Source organism: Enterococcus sp. MSG3299 (assembly GCF_050555765.1).
In the GTDB taxonomy this organism is placed as follows: domain Bacteria; phylum Bacillota; class Bacilli; order Lactobacillales; family Enterococcaceae; genus Enterococcus; species Enterococcus faecalis.
The window spans coordinates 299,973-318,283 of record NZ_CP187869.1 but is presented as its reverse complement, the minus strand read 5'-3'; the positions used below and the strand labels follow the sequence as shown (position 1 = coordinate 318,283).

At 37.2% G+C, this 18,311-nt stretch carries 18 protein-coding genes; 7 read left to right on the top strand and 11 right to left on the bottom strand.

Translation table 11 applies throughout. From position 1 onward, the window contains the following. Positions 1–56 precede the first annotated feature (56 nt). Positions 57–1,022: a DUF4822 domain-containing protein gene (locus IGL23_RS01740; RefSeq protein WP_010821353.1), complete on the bottom strand. Its 966-nt coding sequence runs from the start codon at positions 1,020–1,022 to the stop codon at positions 57–59. Positions 1,023–1,206: 184 nt separating this feature from the next. Beyond that, a complete protein-coding gene (locus IGL23_RS01735) occupies positions 1,207–2,184 on the bottom strand; it encodes a DUF4822 domain-containing protein (protein WP_002358366.1) in 978 nt (325 codons plus the stop codon). Between the two features lie 323 nt (positions 2,185–2,507). On the opposite strand from IGL23_RS01735, the gene IGL23_RS01730 reads away from it, so the two are divergent. After that, positions 2,508–3,851 carry a sensor histidine kinase gene (locus tag IGL23_RS01730; protein ID WP_050443313.1) on the top strand — a complete coding sequence of 448 codons (1,344 nt, stop codon included), beginning with the start codon at positions 2,508–2,510 and terminating at the stop codon, positions 3,849–3,851. Continuing rightward, positions 3,848–4,540, top strand: a complete 693-nt coding sequence (locus tag IGL23_RS01725; RefSeq protein WP_002355236.1) for a response regulator transcription factor — start codon at positions 3,848–3,850, stop codon at positions 4,538–4,540. The genes IGL23_RS01730 and IGL23_RS01725 overlap by 4 nt, the downstream gene beginning before the upstream one ends. Before the next feature lie 51 nt (positions 4,541–4,591). Here IGL23_RS01725 and IGL23_RS01720 read toward each other — a convergent pair whose 3' ends face one another. The 3 genes from IGL23_RS01720 to IGL23_RS01710 form a co-directional block, all read right to left on the bottom strand. Continuing rightward, a complete protein-coding gene (locus IGL23_RS01720) occupies positions 4,592–5,737 on the bottom strand; it encodes a cysteine desulfurase family protein (protein ID WP_010777364.1) in 1,146 nt (381 codons plus the stop codon). A 126-nt stretch (positions 5,738–5,863) separates the two neighbouring features. Continuing rightward, the gene (gene ezrA / locus IGL23_RS01715) at positions 5,864–7,600 is read right to left on the bottom strand and encodes a septation ring formation regulator EzrA (RefSeq protein ID WP_002355233.1); all 1,737 of its coding nucleotides are present in this window, start codon (positions 7,598–7,600) and stop codon (positions 5,864–5,866) included. A gap of 185 nt (positions 7,601–7,785) precedes the next feature. Continuing rightward, a complete protein-coding gene (locus IGL23_RS01710) occupies positions 7,786–8,472 on the bottom strand; it encodes an HAD family hydrolase (RefSeq protein WP_002355232.1) in 687 nt (228 codons plus the stop codon). A 186-nt stretch (positions 8,473–8,658) separates the two neighbouring features. Between IGL23_RS01710 and IGL23_RS01705 the strand changes: the two genes are divergently transcribed. Continuing rightward, positions 8,659–10,011: an aspartate kinase gene (locus IGL23_RS01705; RefSeq protein WP_002391510.1), complete on the top strand. Its 1,353-nt coding sequence runs from the start codon at positions 8,659–8,661 to the stop codon at positions 10,009–10,011. Positions 10,012–10,033: 22 nt separating this feature from the next. Here the strand turns inward: IGL23_RS01705 and IGL23_RS01700 are convergent, their stop codons facing one another. Genes IGL23_RS01700 through IGL23_RS01690 form a run of 3 tightly spaced genes read right to left on the bottom strand, consistent with a single transcriptional unit; the run spans position 10,034 to position 12,205 of the window. Continuing rightward, entirely contained in the window at positions 10,034–10,570 is a 537-nt protein-coding gene (locus tag IGL23_RS01700) for a cof family protein (RefSeq protein WP_010709191.1), read from the bottom strand. Between the two features lie 16 nt (positions 10,571–10,586). Beyond that, positions 10,587–11,420, bottom strand: coding sequence for a DUF72 domain-containing protein (locus IGL23_RS01695; protein WP_033594671.1), 834 nt, complete (start codon positions 11,418–11,420; stop codon positions 10,587–10,589). 50 nt (positions 11,421–11,470) lie between these two features. Then, positions 11,471–12,205 (bottom strand): acyl-ACP thioesterase domain-containing protein, encoded by a 735-nt coding sequence (locus tag IGL23_RS01690; protein WP_002355227.1) that lies wholly within the window; start codon positions 12,203–12,205, stop codon positions 11,471–11,473. 274 nt (positions 12,206–12,479) lie between these two features. On the opposite strand from IGL23_RS01690, the gene IGL23_RS01685 reads away from it, so the two are divergent. Further along, positions 12,480–13,064, top strand: a complete 585-nt coding sequence (locus IGL23_RS01685) for a lytic polysaccharide monooxygenase (protein WP_002355225.1) — start codon at positions 12,480–12,482, stop codon at positions 13,062–13,064. A 42-nt stretch (positions 13,065–13,106) separates the two neighbouring features. Next, a complete protein-coding gene (locus IGL23_RS01680) occupies positions 13,107–14,153 on the top strand; it encodes a chitinase (RefSeq protein ID WP_002364979.1) in 1,047 nt (348 codons plus the stop codon). A gap of 95 nt (positions 14,154–14,248) precedes the next feature. Here IGL23_RS01680 and IGL23_RS01675 read toward each other — a convergent pair whose 3' ends face one another. Continuing rightward, complete coding sequence (locus IGL23_RS01675; RefSeq protein ID WP_002361148.1) at positions 14,249–14,560, bottom strand: DMT family transporter; 312 nt, start codon at positions 14,558–14,560, stop codon at positions 14,249–14,251. After that, positions 14,557–14,913: a DMT family transporter gene (locus tag IGL23_RS01670; protein ID WP_016622053.1), complete on the bottom strand. Its 357-nt coding sequence runs from the start codon at positions 14,911–14,913 to the stop codon at positions 14,557–14,559. The genes IGL23_RS01675 and IGL23_RS01670 overlap by 4 nt, the downstream gene beginning before the upstream one ends. A 265-nt stretch (positions 14,914–15,178) precedes the next feature. On the opposite strand from IGL23_RS01670, the gene IGL23_RS01665 reads away from it, so the two are divergent. Both IGL23_RS01665 and IGL23_RS01660 read left to right on the top strand, forming a co-directional pair. Then, positions 15,179–16,153, top strand: coding sequence for a ring-cleaving dioxygenase (locus tag IGL23_RS01665; RefSeq protein WP_002355221.1), 975 nt, complete (start codon positions 15,179–15,181; stop codon positions 16,151–16,153). Positions 16,154–16,174: 21 nt separating this feature from the next. Beyond that, the gene (locus tag IGL23_RS01660; protein WP_033594670.1) at positions 16,175–16,795 is read left to right on the top strand and encodes a flavin reductase family protein; all 621 of its coding nucleotides are present in this window, start codon (positions 16,175–16,177) and stop codon (positions 16,793–16,795) included. Positions 16,796–16,839: 44 nt separating this feature from the next. On the opposite strand, the gene IGL23_RS01655 is transcribed toward IGL23_RS01660, so the two are convergent. Continuing rightward, the gene (locus IGL23_RS01655; protein WP_033594669.1) at positions 16,840–18,168 is read right to left on the bottom strand and encodes an aminopeptidase C; all 1,329 of its coding nucleotides are present in this window, start codon (positions 18,166–18,168) and stop codon (positions 16,840–16,842) included. Between the last annotated feature and the right edge of the window lie 143 nt (positions 18,169–18,311).

Sequence of the window (18,311 nt, the reverse complement as noted above, 5' to 3'; positions counted from 1 at the left end):
ACAAAAGAACGTTGGGGGACGTTCTTTTGTTAAATAAGAGAGAAGACAAGAGACTTTTAGAAAGTAAAGGCTGGATGATATGTGCCTTGGTAAGGTTCATGTTCCACGAACACTTGAATATCATTCCCAGCATTATCTTTACCCATTCGAGTATACGTAAATCGATCATTGTTTAGTTCCGTTAATTCTAGCGCCGCACCGTAACGATTCGTCCCAATAGATACATGGGCCCGAATCTTGTTATTGTCCACCACTTGGAAGTACCCAAAATCGCCGCGGGTTTCACCTGTTTGTAAATTGAAAAATTCATATTTACTTGTGTTTGGATCAAATTTCGCTAAACTAATGAAATTTTGATTGGCCGCTGTCACATCATTACCGTTTTTATCTACGACTTTTGTGCCATTCCACAAGGTTGTTCCTAAAATTTTATCCCCTGATTTATTTGTCACAATTTTGCCAGTTTGATTGGTTAATGCTTCACGTCCATTTGTAAAAGCTAATTTTTTCCCATGATAAGGGATGTGTTCCACGTAAACTTCAACATCATTCCCCAGTTTATCTTTCCCTAAACGCTTGTAAGTAAATTTGTCTTTACTCACTTCGGTTAAATCCACTACGGCTTGATAATTTTGTGTCCGCGAAATTAAAATTCGTTTTGTGCCATCACCTGTCACAAAAAATGTTCCTTCGTCACCACGGGTTTCCCCAGTGTTTTTGTCGAAAAACTCGTAAAAACCGGTTTCACCATCATATTTTGCTAACCCAATAAAATTAGCATTTTCTGCCGTTAAATCATTACCTGCAGCATCATAAACTCGGGTTCCTTGCCAGTCCGTGCCAGATAAAATCTTAGTCACCTTATCGCCTTTTGTTTGGCCATTGTTTTGATGTTTGCCTAAATTTGCTGTAGCACTATTTGGATTGGCTGCATGACCTGCAAATGCTGGACTTGCATAACCTGCTATAAGTAACGTACTTAATGTTACTAAAGTAATCGAACTTAATACTTTCTTTTTCATAAAGCATCGCTCCTTTTCTTTGATAAACCTATCTTAACAAACGATTCTAAACTACCACTGTCAGAAAAATGAACAATTTATAAACGATTAAAAACAACTATAAACTATTTTTTTGTTAAAAATGAAGCGGTCAAAAGAATCCTTTACTTCCTTTTGACCGCTTCATCCACTCGTGATTGACCAATTAGAACGTGAAGTCTGGCGTAAAGTCTCCTTCATATGGTTCATGTTCTACAAAGACTTTAATTTCTTTGCCATTGTTGTCTTTACCCATTCGTGTATACGTAAAACGTTTATCATTTAATTCTGTTAATTCTAACGCAGCTCCATATTTATTGTCACCAATTGAAACGTGGGCCCGGATTTTGTTATTATCAATTACTTGGAAGTAACCAAAATCTCCACGGGTTTTACCCGTTTCTAAATCAAAGAATTCATATTTACTTGTTTTATTATCAAATTTCGCTAAACTAATAAACATTTTATTTGCTTCAGTAACATCGTTACCGTCTTCATCTAAAACTTTCGTGCCATTCCATAATGTAGCCCCTAAAATGTCATCCCCAGGTTCACTGGTAACAATCTTGCCAGTTTCTGTTTCTAAATCTTTACGGCCATTCGTAAAGGTTAATTTCTCGTCAGAATAAGGGATATGTTCTACAAAGACTTCTACATCTTTCCCGTCTTTATCTTTACCCATTCGCTTATAGGTAAATTTATCTTTCGTCACTTCCGTTAAATCGACCACCGCTTGATAGTTTTGTGTATCCGAAATTAAGATACGCTTTTCGCCATCGTCTGTCACAAAGAATGTGCCTTCATCGCCACGGGTTTCACCTGTTTCTTTGTCGAAAAATTCATAAAAACCTGTTTCACCATCATATTTTGCTAAACCAATAAAATTAGCATTTTCTGCTGTTAAATCATTATTATTTTTGTCGTAAACTTTTGTGCCTTGCCAATCAGTACTGGATAAAATTTCTGTTAATTCTTGTCCTTTTGATTGCTCTTTAGCTGCTTCTGCTGAACTAGAGACTGCAGTGCTTGAGCTAGCTGCACTTGATTTATCTGTTGCAGAGTTGGCTCCGCCAGCACAGCCTGCAATCAACAACGTACTAAAGGTTAATAAGGTAAGCGCACTAAAAACTTTTTTCTTTTTCATGATTGGTAATCCCCTTTTTCTTTTTGATATATTTAGAATAGCAAAGCCTTATAAACTCCTACTTGCCGAAAAATGAACAAATTATAAACAAATGAAAAAAAGTTAATAACAATACTAGCTTTTTTTTGTTCACTTGTAATACACTATAAGTAAGAAATAGATTAAAACCACTAGGAGGGACGCTTTTGACCATTAAACGCCGCTTTTTTATTTCTTATATTAGTGCCATCATTATTACTTTAGCCTCTGTTTTAGCTGTTTTATCCTTAGCTTCTTACATCACGTTAGGAACTGTCCCCAGTTTGCCCCAAGCTTACCGAATGATGAATAAGCAACGACCATTGACCGCTAACGAAGAAGAAAGTTATTTGGCCTTAGATCAATTGTTAAAAAAGTCACCGAAATTACTAGATACGCCTTTAAGTAAAGAATTAAAGGAAACGATTCAAACAATTGAGGCAAAAGGATTAAGTGTGATTATTCGAAAGAATGCACGGTTTCCTTATTATTCGGATAATTTAGTAGAAAAATCTTTGTCTGTACATATTCCAAACTACGAAATGAATAATATTATGCCAACTGGCACACTGGATAATGCAGGGCGTCTATATCATTATATCAAATCCGATTTTCATTATTTAGATGGTTCTAACGGGAGCTTTATTGTCTTGAAACGCGAAAGCAGCCTTTTTGAGTTCTTCACACGCTGGATTATCTGGATGATTTTGTTAATTATCCTTGTAGCAATTGCGGCAGCTTGGCTCATTAATAAGCGCTTAACCAAAACTACTATCGAGCCATTAGAAGCATTAGAAAAAGCGACTAAAACATTGGGTAAGGATGCCCAAAAAGAAAATCCATTTACACCAACTAGCCACCAAACCGTCTCAACAGAAGTCAAACAGCTCCAACTTAGTTTTGAACAAATGTGGCAAGATTTAGAAGAAGCCAATGCGGAACGCGAAAAATATGAAGCTAATCGGAAAGAATTAATTGCAAATATTTCTCATGACTTAAAAACACCAATTACTTCTATTATTGGTTACGTTGAAGGTTTGATGGATGGCGTTGCCAATACTGAAGAAAAAAAACAGCGCTATTTAACGGTCATTCATGAAAAAAGTTTAGGCCTCAATGATTTAATTGAAGAATTATTTTTGTATTCTAAATTAGACCTAGATCGTGCTGTCTTTACAATGGAAAAGACCAATTTCACTCGTTTTATTGCACATATTCTTGAAGAATACCGTTTGGAACAAGAACTCGTGATCACTTCTGTACTTCCCACCGAAGCTTTATACGTTCAAATGGATCCCACGCAGATGAATCGCGTGATTACCAATCTAATTCAAAATAGCATTAAATTTGCGGATCCCACTAAAGAACAACTAGCCTTTACGATTTCTTTAACGCATAATCAAACAGACTTAGTTTTAACCATTACAGATAACGGCATTGGTATCGATAAAAAAGAATTACCTTATTTATTCGAACGCTTCTATCGTGTAGACAAATCTCGAACCCCAACAGTTAAAGGAAGCGGCTTGGGATTAAGTATTGTCAAACAAATTATTGACTATCATCAGGGAACAATCACTGTCACAAGTAAAAAAGGAGACGGCACCAACGTGATAATTACGCTGCCGTTGTTGGAGGATGAAAAATGAAACCACATGTATTAATTATTGAAGATGATCCAAGCATTGCTGATTTGCAAAAAGATTATTTAGAAATTAACGATATGACTGTCACAATTGAACATGATGGAAAAAAAGGATTGGAAGCAGCTTTAAATGAGCCCTTTGATTTAATTATTTTAGATGTGATGCTGCCAACTATGGATGGTTTTGAAATCTGTCGTGCAATTCGAAAAAAAAAGCAAACGCCGATCATGATTGTTTCGGCTAAAAAAGAAGATATTGATAAAATTCGTGGGCTTGGCTTAGGTGCGGATGATTATATAATCAAGCCGTTTAGTCCCAATGAATTAGTCGCTCGAGCAAAAGCCCATATGAACCGTTATCAATTGTTAAGCAAAGCAGAACAACCACCACAATTACTAAAAATCAATGAAATCGCTGTCGACACTGCCGCCCACAAAGTGTTTGTTTTAGAAAATGAAGTTATTTTTACAAGCAAAGAATACAAATTGCTGGTTTTCTTGATGGAACATCCTAACCGTGTGTGGAATAAAGAAGAACTTTTTGAAAGTGTCTGGGGGTTTGATGCCTTAGATACTGAGGTTTCGACTGTCGTTGTTCATATTAAACGGATTCGGGAAAAATTAAAAAAAGCCAATCTTTCTGACTCTCCAATTGAAACACTCTGGGGTAGTGGCTACCGCTTCAATCGATAAAGAGAGCAAAAATAAGTCGGAGCCTATTTCTAGGCTCCAACTTATTTTTTATTAATTTACACGAGAAAATTTTTGATAAAGTTGGTTAAAAACAATCATAAATTGTTCAATTTCTGCCATTGTATTGCTTTCATCTAAACTAATGCGCACAGCGGAAGTCGCCAATTCCCCAGGCACATGCATGGCATACAAGGTGCTACTAGCCATTTTTTTTCGGCTAGAACAAGCACTCGTAGTCGAAATATAAATCTGTTTTTCTTCCAATGCATGGACTAGCACTTCGCCGCGAATCCCTTTCAAAGCAAAACATAAAATGTGTGGCGCAAAATGTTCATTATCTTGTGAAAAAACAGTCACATTTTGAAATTCTTCTAGCGCCTTTAATAAATAACTCCGTAATGTCGCCACATGTTGCGGCCGTTGTTGTTCGTTCTCTAAATGCAAGCGTAACGCTTTGGCCATTGCCACAATTGCTGGTACGTTTTCTGTCCCACTGCGTTGGTTGTTTTCTTGCCCGCCTCCTGTTAAAAGCGGCGCTAAACGTTTTCCTTGTTTCCAATACATAAAACCAATGCCTCGTGGTCCATGAAATTTATGTGCAGAAAACGTTGCAAAATCCACCCGATCCGTTAACCACTCTGAGTAATTAACTTTCCCAATTGCTTGAACCGCGTCTACATGAAAATGAATTTTAGGAAACTCCGCTAAAACCTCGCTGATTTCTTTAATTGGTTGAATCGTTCCCACTTCATTGTTCACTGCCATAACAGAAACCAAAATCGTTTCTTTTCTAATTAATTTCTGTAATTCCTCGACTTTTACACGACCTTCTTTATCCACTGGCGCATAAGAAAGTTCAAAACCTAGTTCGACTAATTGTTCCGCTGTTTCTGTAACTGCTGGATGTTCCACTGCAGAAATAATAATATGATTACCAAATTCTCGTTTTTCGATTGCCGTTCCTTTTAAAACCCAGTTATCTCCTTCAGTTCCGCCACTTGTAAAATAGATTTCATTTGCTGAAACATCGATTAGCTCCGCAATCTGCTTCCGTGCTTGTTGTAAGAGCCGATTCGCTTGGCTGCCTAAGTCATGTAGGCTAGACGGATTGCCAATAATCCGCTGACTGGTTTTTACATATGTATCTAAAGCCTGGGAGTAAATCGGTGTAGTTGCACTATTATCAAAATAAATCATTTGTCACCCTTCTTTTTTAAAATTCTTTCCCATTATATACTTTCTAAAGTATCACTTCAAGTCACCCCCACGCCATAAAAAACAGAGGCTTGTCTGTCGACAAACCTCTGTTTAGTGATTGTTTAATTAAATTGCTGTTAAATTAGGGTTATTGATATTTTTAAAATAAAAATCTTCGATTCGTTTGAACGCTCCTGGCTCAACAGCTTCCAATGCCGTTCCAATTTCATCTAATGCATCTTGATAACGGAATTCTGTCGAGAATAAATACATGCTTTTATCTAAAGCCGCTCGGATGTTCTCGTGAGTATGACGATAGCGGTTTGCATATTGCATCATTTGTTCTGTCAGAGCTGCTGCATTGACTAAATCTTTTGTTTTCTTATCTAATAACTCTAAATCATCTTCGCATAAGTCACACAAACGATTGATTTCATCCATGTTAATGCGCATTTTATTTAAGGCTCGGCTTAAATCTTCAATTCGATCCGTTGCCACATAGAAAAATTCTAAGTAATCAGCAGACAAACCTGGTAATCGTTGCTTTTCAACATATCGTTTGATACTCCGTAAACGGAATTCGTATTCGTCGACTTTTTCTTGGGCGACTTTTTCGCCTTTTCTTAGTTCTTTCAATGAAGCATCGATTTCTAATTGTTGATTTTCAATATCATCTAAAATCTTATAGCATTCTTTATAGAACGCTTGAATTTCAGAGTAAGGAACGGTATGTTCTTTCATTCGAGGTTCCAAGTCTTTTTGACGGCGGATAATTTCTTCAATTTCCGTTTGGAAGCCACGACTACGTCCTAGCTCGTTGTTGTTTAAGGTGTAGCTTTGTGATACATGGTCCAATTCAATCATTAATTGACGGTTATTTTTTAAGGAATGAGAAATATAATCGTCAATAATTTTTTGATTGGTCACGACATATTTCTTCGCTTCAATTTCACGTTCCATCACTTCATATAATGCATCAATCGCCGTTGCTGTGTCGCGATTTGCGACCTCTACTGCAGCAATCTCTGTTTTCTCTAAATCAGCCATTGAATTCTCGACACGTTTTTTCGCATGTTGAATTTCTTCAGCAAAGTTTTGTTCAGGGAACACATAATCGTCAGCTAATAATTGGTTGTAGCCTTCTTCGATTTCTTTTAATTGATCTGGGAAAGTTTCATTTAATTCTTCATACATTGGTGGAATCCGTTTCATTAAGTCTTCCAATTCATACGTATGACGTTCCGCATCTTCTAGGACTTCTCGAGCCTCAATTGGGTCCCCCGATGTATTTAGTGTGACAAATTGTGTGAATTCAATTTCGACGTTTCTTAATTGTTTTTGGATTTCGGAGTAAGCTGGACCAAAGCTAGCTTTATCATCTTTTAGTGATTTACTTAATTCTTCATAGACATCCAAAGCTTTTTGAACTTCTAATGAATTGCGCTCTTCACTTTCACGTAATTCTTTCAAGCCATTACGAATGACTTCCACTTCGGCTTCCATTTCGGTCATCGTTTCATTCGCTTCCACGACTGCTTTCTTCGCTTTCATGAAACGGAAAATTTCATTTTGATTTTCGACTTCATAAATTTGACTCTCTAGTTCGGCGAAAGAACGCGTCGATAGTTCTACCCAGCGTTGATTCCATTCACGGAAACTATTTTGACTCTGTCCAACTAGATGCATTTTTTTAATGTCATCGATTTCTTCAAAGACTGGCAAGTCAAACAGGGCTTCTTTACGAACTTCTAATTCATCTAATTGTTCTTGATTTTTTTTGCGCATAAAATAACCAATTAAGTATAGCACCGCAGCAATAATAACGATTACTAGTACTAAAATGATAATCCAATTATTCTTCATTTTGGCTCCTCCGATAATTTTTCTATAATAAAAGAAAGGTTGTTTGTTCTCTTCACACGGTTATCTATTGTTCCTGACCCTTGAAAAAGGGCATTCTTGCAGAAATACCTATAGAAAATTATAGCACAAACTGTATATTCATTCACTAGTTATAACAAACTTTTTTAAGAAAACCCGCGATCTTCTTACGAAGGGGTTGATTCACTGCTTTCATCGATCCGATTTTCACTAATTTTTTTACAAATATCACTTAGTTGTGTTAAGAAGGCATCCGCTTGACTTTGATCCATCCCAAAGTGTTCATCGCGCATCGCCCAAACTTCTAGCCCAGCTTCTTTGGCAGAGGCAATGCCTTTTTCTGAATCTTCAATGGCTATACATTCCTGTGGCGCAACAGCTAATTCTTGTAACGTGTGCAGATAAATATCCGGCGCCGGTTTACTTTCTTCGAAATCTTCCCCACTCACGACCGCATCAAAATAACTACTTAATTGCCCCACTGTCAAAACCTCTTCAATTGCGTCTTTTGTGGAAGAAGAAGCTAATCCGATTTTATAGCCTTGTCTTTTTAAAAATTGTAAAACACGTTTCGCATTTTCATCAAGCACAGCTAAATAATCTATCGGATGCGCTTTTTTATAGGCTATGTATTGTTCATTTAAAAAAGCAATATCTAGCTCTTTTTTGTTGACTTGTTCAATCTTTTGCCATAATGAACGCATATCCGCACCGACTAATTCTGGCAAGGTTAGGCCCTCAATGGTCAAATCAAATTCCGCTAAAAATGCTTTACGTCGCTCATAATAATAAGCTTCGCTATCTACTAGGACACCGTCCATATCAAAAATAATGGCAGTTTTGGATTCTGTCATACTATTTAACTCCTTCGTTACGACTCATATCTTTACAGTTTAACAAAATTTTAAGGAAAAATGAAGAACAAATATTTTCATGATTTCCTAACTTTCTGAAAATAAGTGGTTGCTTTTCTAAATGTTTTTCGGTATCCTTTTACTAATCTACAAATGAGAAAATAATTAAAAACAGGAGTGATAAACGTGAACGTAGTTAAATTCGGCGGTAGCTCGCTAGCATCAGCACCACAGTTACAGAAAGTCTTACAAATCGTCAAGGAAGAGCCGCGCCGAACGTTTGTCGTTGTATCCGCTCCTGGAAAGCGAACCCCGCAAGATATTAAAGTGACTGATTTATTGATTCAATACTATCAGCGCTACTTAAATAATGAGGAAATTGAATCGACAATCTCTGCCATCATTCGTCGTTATGAAGATCTTTTCGATGAATTACACTTGGATAAAGCAGTTTTAGCTGATATTGCTATTTCGATTCGCCAATTAGCCACTTTACCAAAAGAAAACAATGCTTTTTTATTTGACTATTTTTTAGCTAGCGGCGAGGACAATAATGCAAAAGTTGTTGCCAGTTTTTTCAAGCAAAATGGCTTAGATGCTCGCTACATTAGTCCAAAAGAATTAGGTCTCCTAGTGACACCTGAGCCAGGCAATGCCCGCATTTTACCAAAAGCTTTAGAGAAAATTAGTGTTTATCGTGAGACTCAACAAATCTTGGTTATTCCAGGTTTCTTTGGTTATACAGAAGCCGGCGAAATTTGTACTTTTTCTCGTGGCGGTTCCGATATCACAGGGTCCATTGTTGCCGCAGGTGTTCAAGCAGATTTGTATGAAAACTTTACCGATGTGGACGGAATTTATGTCGCCCATCCTGGAATTATTGAACAACCTCAAACGATTCAAGAATTGACCTACAGAGAAATGCGGGAGTTAGCTTATGCAGGATTTGCCGTCCTCCACGACGAAGCCTTAATGCCTGCCTATCGCGCAAATATTCCAGTCGTTATCAAAAATACTAACAACCCACATCATCCTGGCACCCTAATTACCACTTCTCGCAAAGTGAAGCATGCCCCTGTTGTAGGAATTGCTAGTGATCAAGGGTTCGCAAGTATTTACATTAGTAAGTATTTAATGAATAGAGAGTTAGGTTTTGGGCGACGGCTTTTAGAAGTACTAGAAAAATTAGCCTTAAGCTATGAGCATATGCCCTCAGGAATTGATGACATCACGATTGTTTTAAGAGAAGACCAGTTAACAACTGAAATTGAAAATCGACTGATGGCTCAACTCCAAGAAGTTTTAGCGCCTGATGAGTTACGCATCACGCATCACCTTTCCATGATTATGATTGTCGGGGAAGGCATGCGCCAACGAATTGGGGTTACTGCTGAAAGTACAATGGCGTTAGCCAAAGAAAAAATCAACTTAGAAATGATTAACCAAGGATCTTCGGAAGTAAGTATTATGTTTGGTATCAAAAAAGAACAAGAGGAAAAAGCCATCAAAGCCTTATATCGGACGTTCTTCCATGATTAATAAAAAAGACGAATGAGTTTTCTCATTCGTCTTTTTTATTGGTCTCAGTAATTTTCAATTGGCGTTGAATTTCCGCTTTAATTTTAGCTTCTGGCGCAAAATCTTGTTCCCAATTTTCAGGTTTTAATACTTTATTTGTTTCCGGATCATAATGTGGCTGTCCATCTGGAAATAATTTTCCCATATTGGCTTGATGAACGATTTTAATAATTTTTGTTGGATTGACGCCCATTAAGCAAAACGAACCATAAGTAAAATACAATAAATCAACTAGTGCATCCACTTCCTCCACTAAAGGATCAGATACTGGTTTGCCTTTCGCCAAGACTTTCTGCTCTGCTTTATCGACAGATTTTTTTAATCCGTTGACCAATTGTTGAAAAAGCACTTGGTCATTATTAGCAGCACTATATAAAAATTCCACAAGTTCTTCGACTTTAAACTCTGCTCGTCGACTGGCTAGCTCTGGCGAAAAAGCAGTTGGTTGCTCTGGTTGTTGTGGATTAAAAACCTCGTGGAAGGCACAAGCCATTTCATAAGGGGATTGCTTTTCAGACATTCAGCTACCTTCTTTCTCAAAATAAATCTAATTGTTTTGGATTCAAATCATCGTAACTCAAATTCAAGACTTTTTGCATCTGTAGAGCGTTTTCTGCGGCATCGCCGCCAGAATTATTATTAAAAATTACGCCCACTTCTTTAGCTTCTTGCGACATTTTTAAAACAGCTTCGCTTAAATCAGCGATTTCCTGCGTATTATAATAATAGAGGGTTCTTTTTTTACGCCACTCTGCATCATTGGCTAACCAGCCAGCCGCATTACGTCCGTGAAACCGGAAGAGCACGAGATTAGGATTCGTTACATACGGATAAAAGGGCACTGGATTTGTAGGAATCTGCGGTTCATCTACAATCACAAGTGAAAATTGATTTTCTTTCATAAATTGCAACATTTGTTTTACAAAGTTTGGTTGATACCATGAATTATTTCGTAATTCAATGGCGATAGGTAGGTCTTTAAACCAGTGACGAATTTTTTGCAAGTAAGCGACATTTTCTTTCGTACAACCAAATGTTCCTGAAAATTGTACCAGAAAGGCAAATAATTTTTTACTTTCAATTAATGGGGCCATACTTTCTAAAAAAGCGGTGATCATTTCTTCTTCACTTGCATAATAGGTTTGCCACTCACCTTGACAACTGATTCCACTATAAACTTTCATGACAAAGCGAAAGTTTTCGGGAACTGCTTTGACCCATTCAGCTACTCGTTCTTTGGGAGGAATCCCGTAATACGCCGTGTCCATTTCAACTAGCGGTAAATGACTGGCATATTCATAAAGCGTGGCCCGTTTTTTTCCAGTTAAATAGTCGTGTTCACTAAAAGATGTTAATCCTAAGCGAATCATGTCCTTCCTCCTCTGCGTCACTTTTTATTTTTCTAAACCGTCATCTCAACTTAGTTGGTCCAATCGATATTCGCTTCACAATAGGTTTGACCATCAATCCGAATCTCATGGCGCGTTTTCAACTGATTTTCTTGTTCGACAATTTCGTAATGACTTTCGACTTCTTGGCCATATTCTACTTCTTTATCAAATTTCACAAGAATTTTTTTCGGTTGATGCGTTGTCAAAAAGTCATACCCTAACACATCCAATAACCAATTAAAGTAAATCGCATTATTAACATGTTGATTGCCATCAATATCAAAAAAACGCACACGATAAGGTAAAAAGTTCCCCTCTGTGACTTTTTCAATTTTTTCATGGCGATAAATTTTAGTGATTTTTTCAGAATCAAAAGGTGCAATAATTTCTGGTAGCACACTACTGATTTTCCGATTTTTTTGATCCATTAAGACAAAGGTTGATTTCACAAAGACACATTCATTGCCTTCTTCATCATGAACCCAAAAGTTACGATAACAAAAATATTTGTTATAACTCATAGCTTGCGTTGTAATTGCTACTTTTTCACCAACTTTTGGTAAGCGGTGAATCTCTATTTCATAATTGGTGATGACCCAGCCTAGGCCAAATTGAGCGACATAAGCCGCATCTCTTCCTAGTAATTCTGTTTGTTCTTCTGATACTTTAATGACAACCGCTAACAAAGCCGGTATCTTCATTGCACCAGTAAAATCGCCGTCATAGTAGGCAACTTCATAAGAGGATGTATGTTTTTTTCCCACGAAATAATCTCCTTTTTCCAATGGCTACTTTCGTGTCATTGTTTCTTCTTAAAAGTATACCACGTGATTTCTTCAATTGCGATTCCGAATGAAAAATTAACAAAACTTTGAAAAACACTATTATTTATATTATTTAAAAACATTCTTAATATTACTTAAAAAATATTGTTTTATTTTTAAAAATAACATTTCTTATTATTTGTATCCGAAAGATTATTATGTTATATTCCTATCTGTAAGCGCATACAAAATAATTTTTTAGGAGGTTTTTTTCGTGAAAAAGAGTTTATTAACAATCGTCCTGGCTTTTAGTTTTGTTTTAGGTGGCGCTGCATTGGCCCCTACTGTTTCAGAGGCTCATGGTTACGTAGCAAGTCCTGGAAGTCGTGCTTTCTTTGGTAGTTCTGCTGGTGGTAACTTAAATACAAATGTTGGTCGTGCACAATGGGAACCTCAAAGTATCGAAGCGCCCAAAAATACGTTTATTACTGGTAAATTAGCCAGTGCAGGTGTCTCAGGTTTTGAACCTTTGGATGAACAAACAGCTACTCGTTGGCACAAAACAAACATTACAACAGGTCCCCTTGACATCACTTGGAACTTAACTGCCCAACATAGAACTGCTTCTTGGGATTACTATATTACTAAAAATGGCTGGAATCCCAATCAACCATTAGACATTAAAAACTTCGACAAAATTGCTTCAATTGACGGCAAACAAGAAGTTCCTAATAAAGTTGTTAAACAAACAATTAATATTCCGACAGACCGCAAAGGTTATCATGTCATTTACGCTGTCTGGGGCATTGGTGATACGGTGAACGCCTTTTACCAAGCGATTGATGTGAACATTCAGTAAAAATACTCACATCTTAAACTAAATTAAAGGAGTTCTCAAAAAATGAAGCTAAAAAAAATAATTCCTGCTTTTCTCCTTCTTTCAACCGTTGCAGTTGGCTTGTGGTTAACGCCTACTCAAGCTTCTGCAGATGCTGCGGATACGATGGTAGATATCTCTGGCAAAAAAGTGTTGGTTGGATATTGGCATAACTGGGCCTCAAAAGGACGCGATGGTTACAAACAAGGAACATCAGCATCACTGAACCTTTCAGAAGTAAATCAAGCCTACAATGTCGTACCGGTTTCCTTCATGAAAAGCGATGGTACGACACGGATTCCTACGTTCAAACCTTATAACCAAACGGACACTGCCTTCCGACAAGAAGTCGCACAATTAAATAGTCAAGGTCGCGCAGTTTTATTGGCACTTGGTGGAGCAGATGCACATATCCAATTAGTCAAAGGCGATGAACAAGCCTTTGCGAATGAAATCATTCGTCAAGTGGAAACATACGGCTTTGATGGTTTAGACATCGACTTAGAGCAATTGGCGATTACTGCTGGCGACAACCAAACCGTCATCCCTGCTGCGTTGAAAATAGTCAAAGACCATTATCGAGCACAAGGAAAAAATTTCATCATTACGATGGCGCCAGAATTCCCTTATTTAAAACCTGGTGCCGCTTATGAAACATACATTACTTCCCTAAATGGTTATTATGATTACATTGCCCCACAATTATATAACCAAGGCGGCGACGGTGTCTGGGTTGATGAAATCATGACTTGGGTTGCTCAAAGCAACGATGCTCTAAAATACGAGTTCCTCTATTATATGTCTGATTCATTAATCCATGGCACGCGCGGCTATCTACAGATACCAAACGATAAATTAGTCCTTGGTTTACCAGCAAATCGGGATGCGGCTGGTAGCGGCTATGTCGTTGAGGCTACCCCTGTAGCCAAAACTTTTGATCAGTTAGCAAAAGACGGTAATCCTATCCGTGGCTTAATGACTTGGTCTGCAAATTGGGACGTTGGTCAAGATGTCAACGGCAAGTCCTACAACAATGAATTTGCGACACGTTATAGTAACCTCGTAAAATAAAAGCTATTTTGAGACAGAACACCGCATTTGGTTCTGTCTCTTTTTAAATTTTACTCACCGATCTTTCATTAATCCAAACAATGTTCTCTCGCTTTCTAACCAATTAATTTTAAACCAATCACAGAAACAATGATTAAAAAAATAAAAAATATCCGGCGTGGGTCTTTTGATTCACCTAAGAGCATTCCTAAAATAGCGCCTCCTGCTGTACCAATTCCTGTCCAAACTGCATAAGAAACGCCCATCGGTAGTTGTCTCATCCCTAAATATAAAAATAAAAAACTACCACTAAACGCTAGAATTAAAATTAACAATGAACGTAAGTCTTTTTTTGTTGTAAATAATTTAATTGAACCTACGCCAAAGATTTCAAAACAGCCTGCAATAACTAAGTATAACCAACTCATCTTGTTTCCTCCTCTTTATTTCCAGTTACCATTTTTAAGCCAATTACACCTATTAATAACAGCAACAGAAAAAGACCTTTTCCTATGCCCAATGGTGTGTGGAATAAAAAATGATCTGTTACAATAGTTCCAGCACTACCTAAGCCGACAAATACAGCATAGGCTGTGCCGACTGGCAATTCCTCTCCTGCTTTAATCAGCGCATAAAAACTGATAAAGATTGCGATTACTGTCCCTAAAATCTCCCACCATGTTGTACTATGCTTCATGCCAATGACCCAAATCACTTCACAAAAAGCGCCAAAAATAACTTTTAACCAAGCTTTACTCATCTTGTTTTCCTTCCCTTCCAAACAAAAAAAGTGCCAACAAACAGTTCAGCTATGGCCTAAGAACTGTTCATTAACACTTTAGTCGCAAGCATCCGGCGATGTTTACGAAAGTTTATGTATTAAAATATCTCAGGCTATTATATTCTTATTTTTAAAAAAAATCAACTAAAAAATAATAGTTCGAATTCGAGACATTTCTTTTGCATTTTTAGGACTAATCATTTAAACTTACTTTTAGTAAGTTAGTTAATTAAAAAATTATTTTTCTTTTAGGAGGATTTTTATTATGAATACACAAATTTTAGGTTTACACCACGTCACTGCCATGACTTCAAGTGCTGAAAAAATTTATCACTTTTTCACCGATATTTTAGGTCTACGTTTAATTAAGAAGACTGTCAACCAAGACGATATTGAAACATATCATTTATTTTTTGCTGATGATGCCGGCTCTCCCGGAACAGACATGACTTTCTTTGACTTCCCAGGCTTACCTAAAGGAACCAAAGGAACCAATACAATTTCTCGTACTTCCTTCCGTGTAAAAGATGATGCTGCTTTGGATTACTGGGTATCACGCTTTAATGAATATGCAATTGATCATGGAGAAATTCAAGAACGTTTTGGTAAAAAGTATTTAGAATTTGAAGATTTTGACAATCAACGTTACCAACTTATTTCTGATGAAAAGAACCAAGGTGTTGCAGCCGGCACGCCTTGGAAAAAATCTAACGTTCCTAGTGAACATGCTTTAATCGGCTTAGGACCAGCCTTTGTAACTGTCGAAAATTACGAACATCTGCAACTAGTTTTAACTGAAGTTTTAGGGTTCAAATTGATTGATGCTGAAGGTAGTTTCCATTTATTTGAAGTTGGCGAAGGTGGGAATGGTGCCAGCATTATCGTAGAGCATCGAGAAGATTTGCCAGCGGCCCAAGAAGGCTACGGCAATGTCCATCACTTAGCCTTGCGCGTTGCCGATGAGGAAGCACTACGTTTCTGGATTGAAAAAATTAATCGTTTGGAATTTCCTAATTCTGGCTTTGTGGAACGTTTTTACTTTAAATCTGAATATTTCTTGGCAGCAACACATGTTTTATTTGAACTGGCAACCGATGGTCCTGGATTTTTAGAGGATGAAACCTATGAACACGCTGGCGAAAAATTATCATTACCGCCATTTTTAGAACCAAAACGGGCAGGGATTGAAGAATTTGTGCGTCCTTTCGATACTTCAGATGCGAATGTTCAAAGAAATTAGTATTTTTTCTAGGAGGCTCCTATGATTCATTACAATAGTAACGAGTTATCTGCAAAAACAGCGTATAAATTTTTATCAGGAAGTATTATTCCTCGGCCAATCGCTTGGGTTACGACACAAGATACAGCCACAGGTATCGTCAACGCTGCCCCCTTTAGTTTCTTTAATGCAGCGGCAGCTGAAATTCCTTTAGCAACGTTATCCATTTTACGACCAGACAAAGAGCCTAAAGATACGGCACGAAACATCTTGGCTACTAAAGAACTTGTCATCCATTTCGTTAACGAAGACGTTCTTACTCAAATGAATCAGACTTCGGCGTCTTTAGCAGCAGAGATCAGTGAAATTGACACATTCGGTATTGAAACCATTGCCAGCCAGACTGTTGCTGTTCCAGCAATCAAAGCCGCGCCGATTCGGATGGAAGCTCGCTTACATCAATATGTACCTATTGCTAACCATGAAGGTCAAATTATTACGGATTTATTCATTGTAGAAATTACCGATTTCTATTTTGATTCAACCGTTTTCGATGAAGAACATCAGTACATTTTACCTGAAAAACTCCAACCGATTGCTCGTTTAGCAGGCAATGATTATACAACATTGGGCGAAATCCGTGAAATTCGCCGCCCAACGTAAAAAGAAGGCCCCCGCCCTGACGGCGGGGGCCTTCTTTTTCTGTTTTATGCTAATGCTCCCATTGGATCCCAAGGTGCCAAAACAGTTGGCGCTTGTTCCCAAGCTTTTTTCTGTTCATCAGTTAATAAATCTTTGTGCACAACGATTTGATAAGTGTATTCGTCCATCCACGCATCGCTCATAACGAAGAAGCCATTTTCACCGACTTTTTCGCCCCAGCTATTTTCCACTTTCCATTTTGTTGTTTGACCATCAACGATATCAACACCTGTTAAAACCATGGCGTGTGTCATTAAGCTTTCACCAAAGTCTAAACGTTCTGCTTTAGTCATCGTAAAATCAATATCAAAAAGATCGTTCATATCGTAAACGTCTAATGCCATAATTCCTGTGTCACGTGTTGAAGATTGTCCGACATCACAACCAAACCAAACAGATTCGCCTTGTTCCAATTGTGCAGCAGCTAATTTTTTGAAAGCAGCCATTTCTACATTTAAATATTTAACTTCTTTGCCGCCGACAACATTCCCTAACATTTCAACAGTGTATGTTTTGTTGAATGGTTTATCTTCTGTAGGAGCATTAATAATACTTACATAATCATGTAAATTAATGCCAACGTATTTTTCAAAGAATGTTTGCGGTGTTAGATTTTGATCCAAATGATAATTTTTTTCTTCGTCACGGTATTCAAAATCAAAGGTTTCTGGCGGCGTTCCTAAAGAGATTGCTAAGAAATTATAAATTTCTTGTAACATTGCTTCTTTGTTTTTTTGGACTTCTTCAGCAGAAGCGCCTTTTTCAATTAAACTACGTAAAATTGTTGCATCTTTGCGTAATTTTTTATTTAAATAGTTGTTTAAATCACGTGAATTGGAACTGTTGCTGCTTTCAGGCATTGCCGTTTTAGGCACTACGCCATATTTATCAAAAATTGAAACGATCATATCCCATTGCCCACCATCTTGTTGTGGTGTCGCTAATAAAAAGGCCACTTTACGACTAGTCAACGGTTGATCGGCTGTTGCAATAATATTTTCATAGAAATAGTTTGATTTTTCATATTTATCCCAGAAAAATGTATAGTTTTGTGATAATTCAAAATCTTTTAATTGAAACGCATTTAACATTCTATGTCTAAATGTATTTAATGCCGCAAACATCCAGCAGCGACCGCTTTGTTTTTGATTGGCCACTTTTCCAGTAGCTAAGTCGACTGAAAAGACGGGTACGTTATTCACGGCTCCTTGTACAGATTCACCTGAAGCGCTGATACCATTTTTTACTACACTACGTTGTAAGGCATTTTGTTTATTATTGTTCAAGAAATCTTGATGGAATTTCTCTGTTAATTTTGGTTCAATTGCTGTCATATTTTCATCGTCCTTTCATTTTACGTTCTTCTTCATTATATGCTTCTCTTTAAACAGAAACAACCATTTACTCTAAATTCCTTGCTTTCCAACTCTTTTTGTATTAGTATATATAATACAGATAGCACAAATAAGACAGGAGT

Coding starts and splice junctions, on each gene's coding strand:
- IGL23_RS01700 (WP_010709191.1), bottom strand. CDS start 10,570: ATGTCTGAAAAGCAATCCCCTTATGAAATGGCTTGTGCCTTCCACGAG.
- IGL23_RS01720 (WP_010777364.1), bottom strand. CDS start 5,737: ATGATTTATTTTGATAATAGTGCAACTACACCGATTTACTCCCAGGCT.
- IGL23_RS01735 (WP_002358366.1), bottom strand. CDS start 2,184: ATGAAAAAGAAAAAAGTTTTTAGTGCGCTTACCTTATTAACCTTTAGT.
- IGL23_RS01655 (WP_033594669.1), bottom strand. CDS start 18,168: ATGACAGCAATTGAACCAAAATTAACAGAGAAATTCCATCAAGATTTC.
- IGL23_RS01740 (WP_010821353.1), bottom strand. CDS start 1,022: ATGAAAAAGAAAGTATTAAGTTCGATTACTTTAGTAACATTAAGTACG.
- IGL23_RS01695 (WP_033594671.1), bottom strand. CDS start 11,420: ATGATTCGCTTAGGATTAACATCTTTTAGTGAACACGACTATTTAACT.
- IGL23_RS01725 (WP_002355236.1), top strand. CDS start 3,848: ATGAAACCACATGTATTAATTATTGAAGATGATCCAAGCATTGCTGAT.
- IGL23_RS01665 (WP_002355221.1), top strand. CDS start 15,179: ATGAATACACAAATTTTAGGTTTACACCACGTCACTGCCATGACTTCA.
- IGL23_RS01680 (WP_002364979.1), top strand. CDS start 13,107: ATGAAGCTAAAAAAAATAATTCCTGCTTTTCTCCTTCTTTCAACCGTT.
- IGL23_RS01710 (WP_002355232.1), bottom strand. CDS start 8,472: ATGACAGAATCCAAAACTGCCATTATTTTTGATATGGACGGTGTCCTA.
- ezrA (WP_002355233.1), bottom strand. CDS start 7,600: ATGAAGAATAATTGGATTATCATTTTAGTACTAGTAATCGTTATTATT.
- IGL23_RS01675 (WP_002361148.1), bottom strand. CDS start 14,560: ATGAGTTGGTTATACTTAGTTATTGCAGGCTGTTTTGAAATCTTTGGC.
- IGL23_RS01660 (WP_033594670.1), top strand. CDS start 16,175: ATGATTCATTACAATAGTAACGAGTTATCTGCAAAAACAGCGTATAAA.
- IGL23_RS01730 (WP_050443313.1), top strand. CDS start 2,508: ATGAATAAGCAACGACCATTGACCGCTAACGAAGAAGAAAGTTATTTG.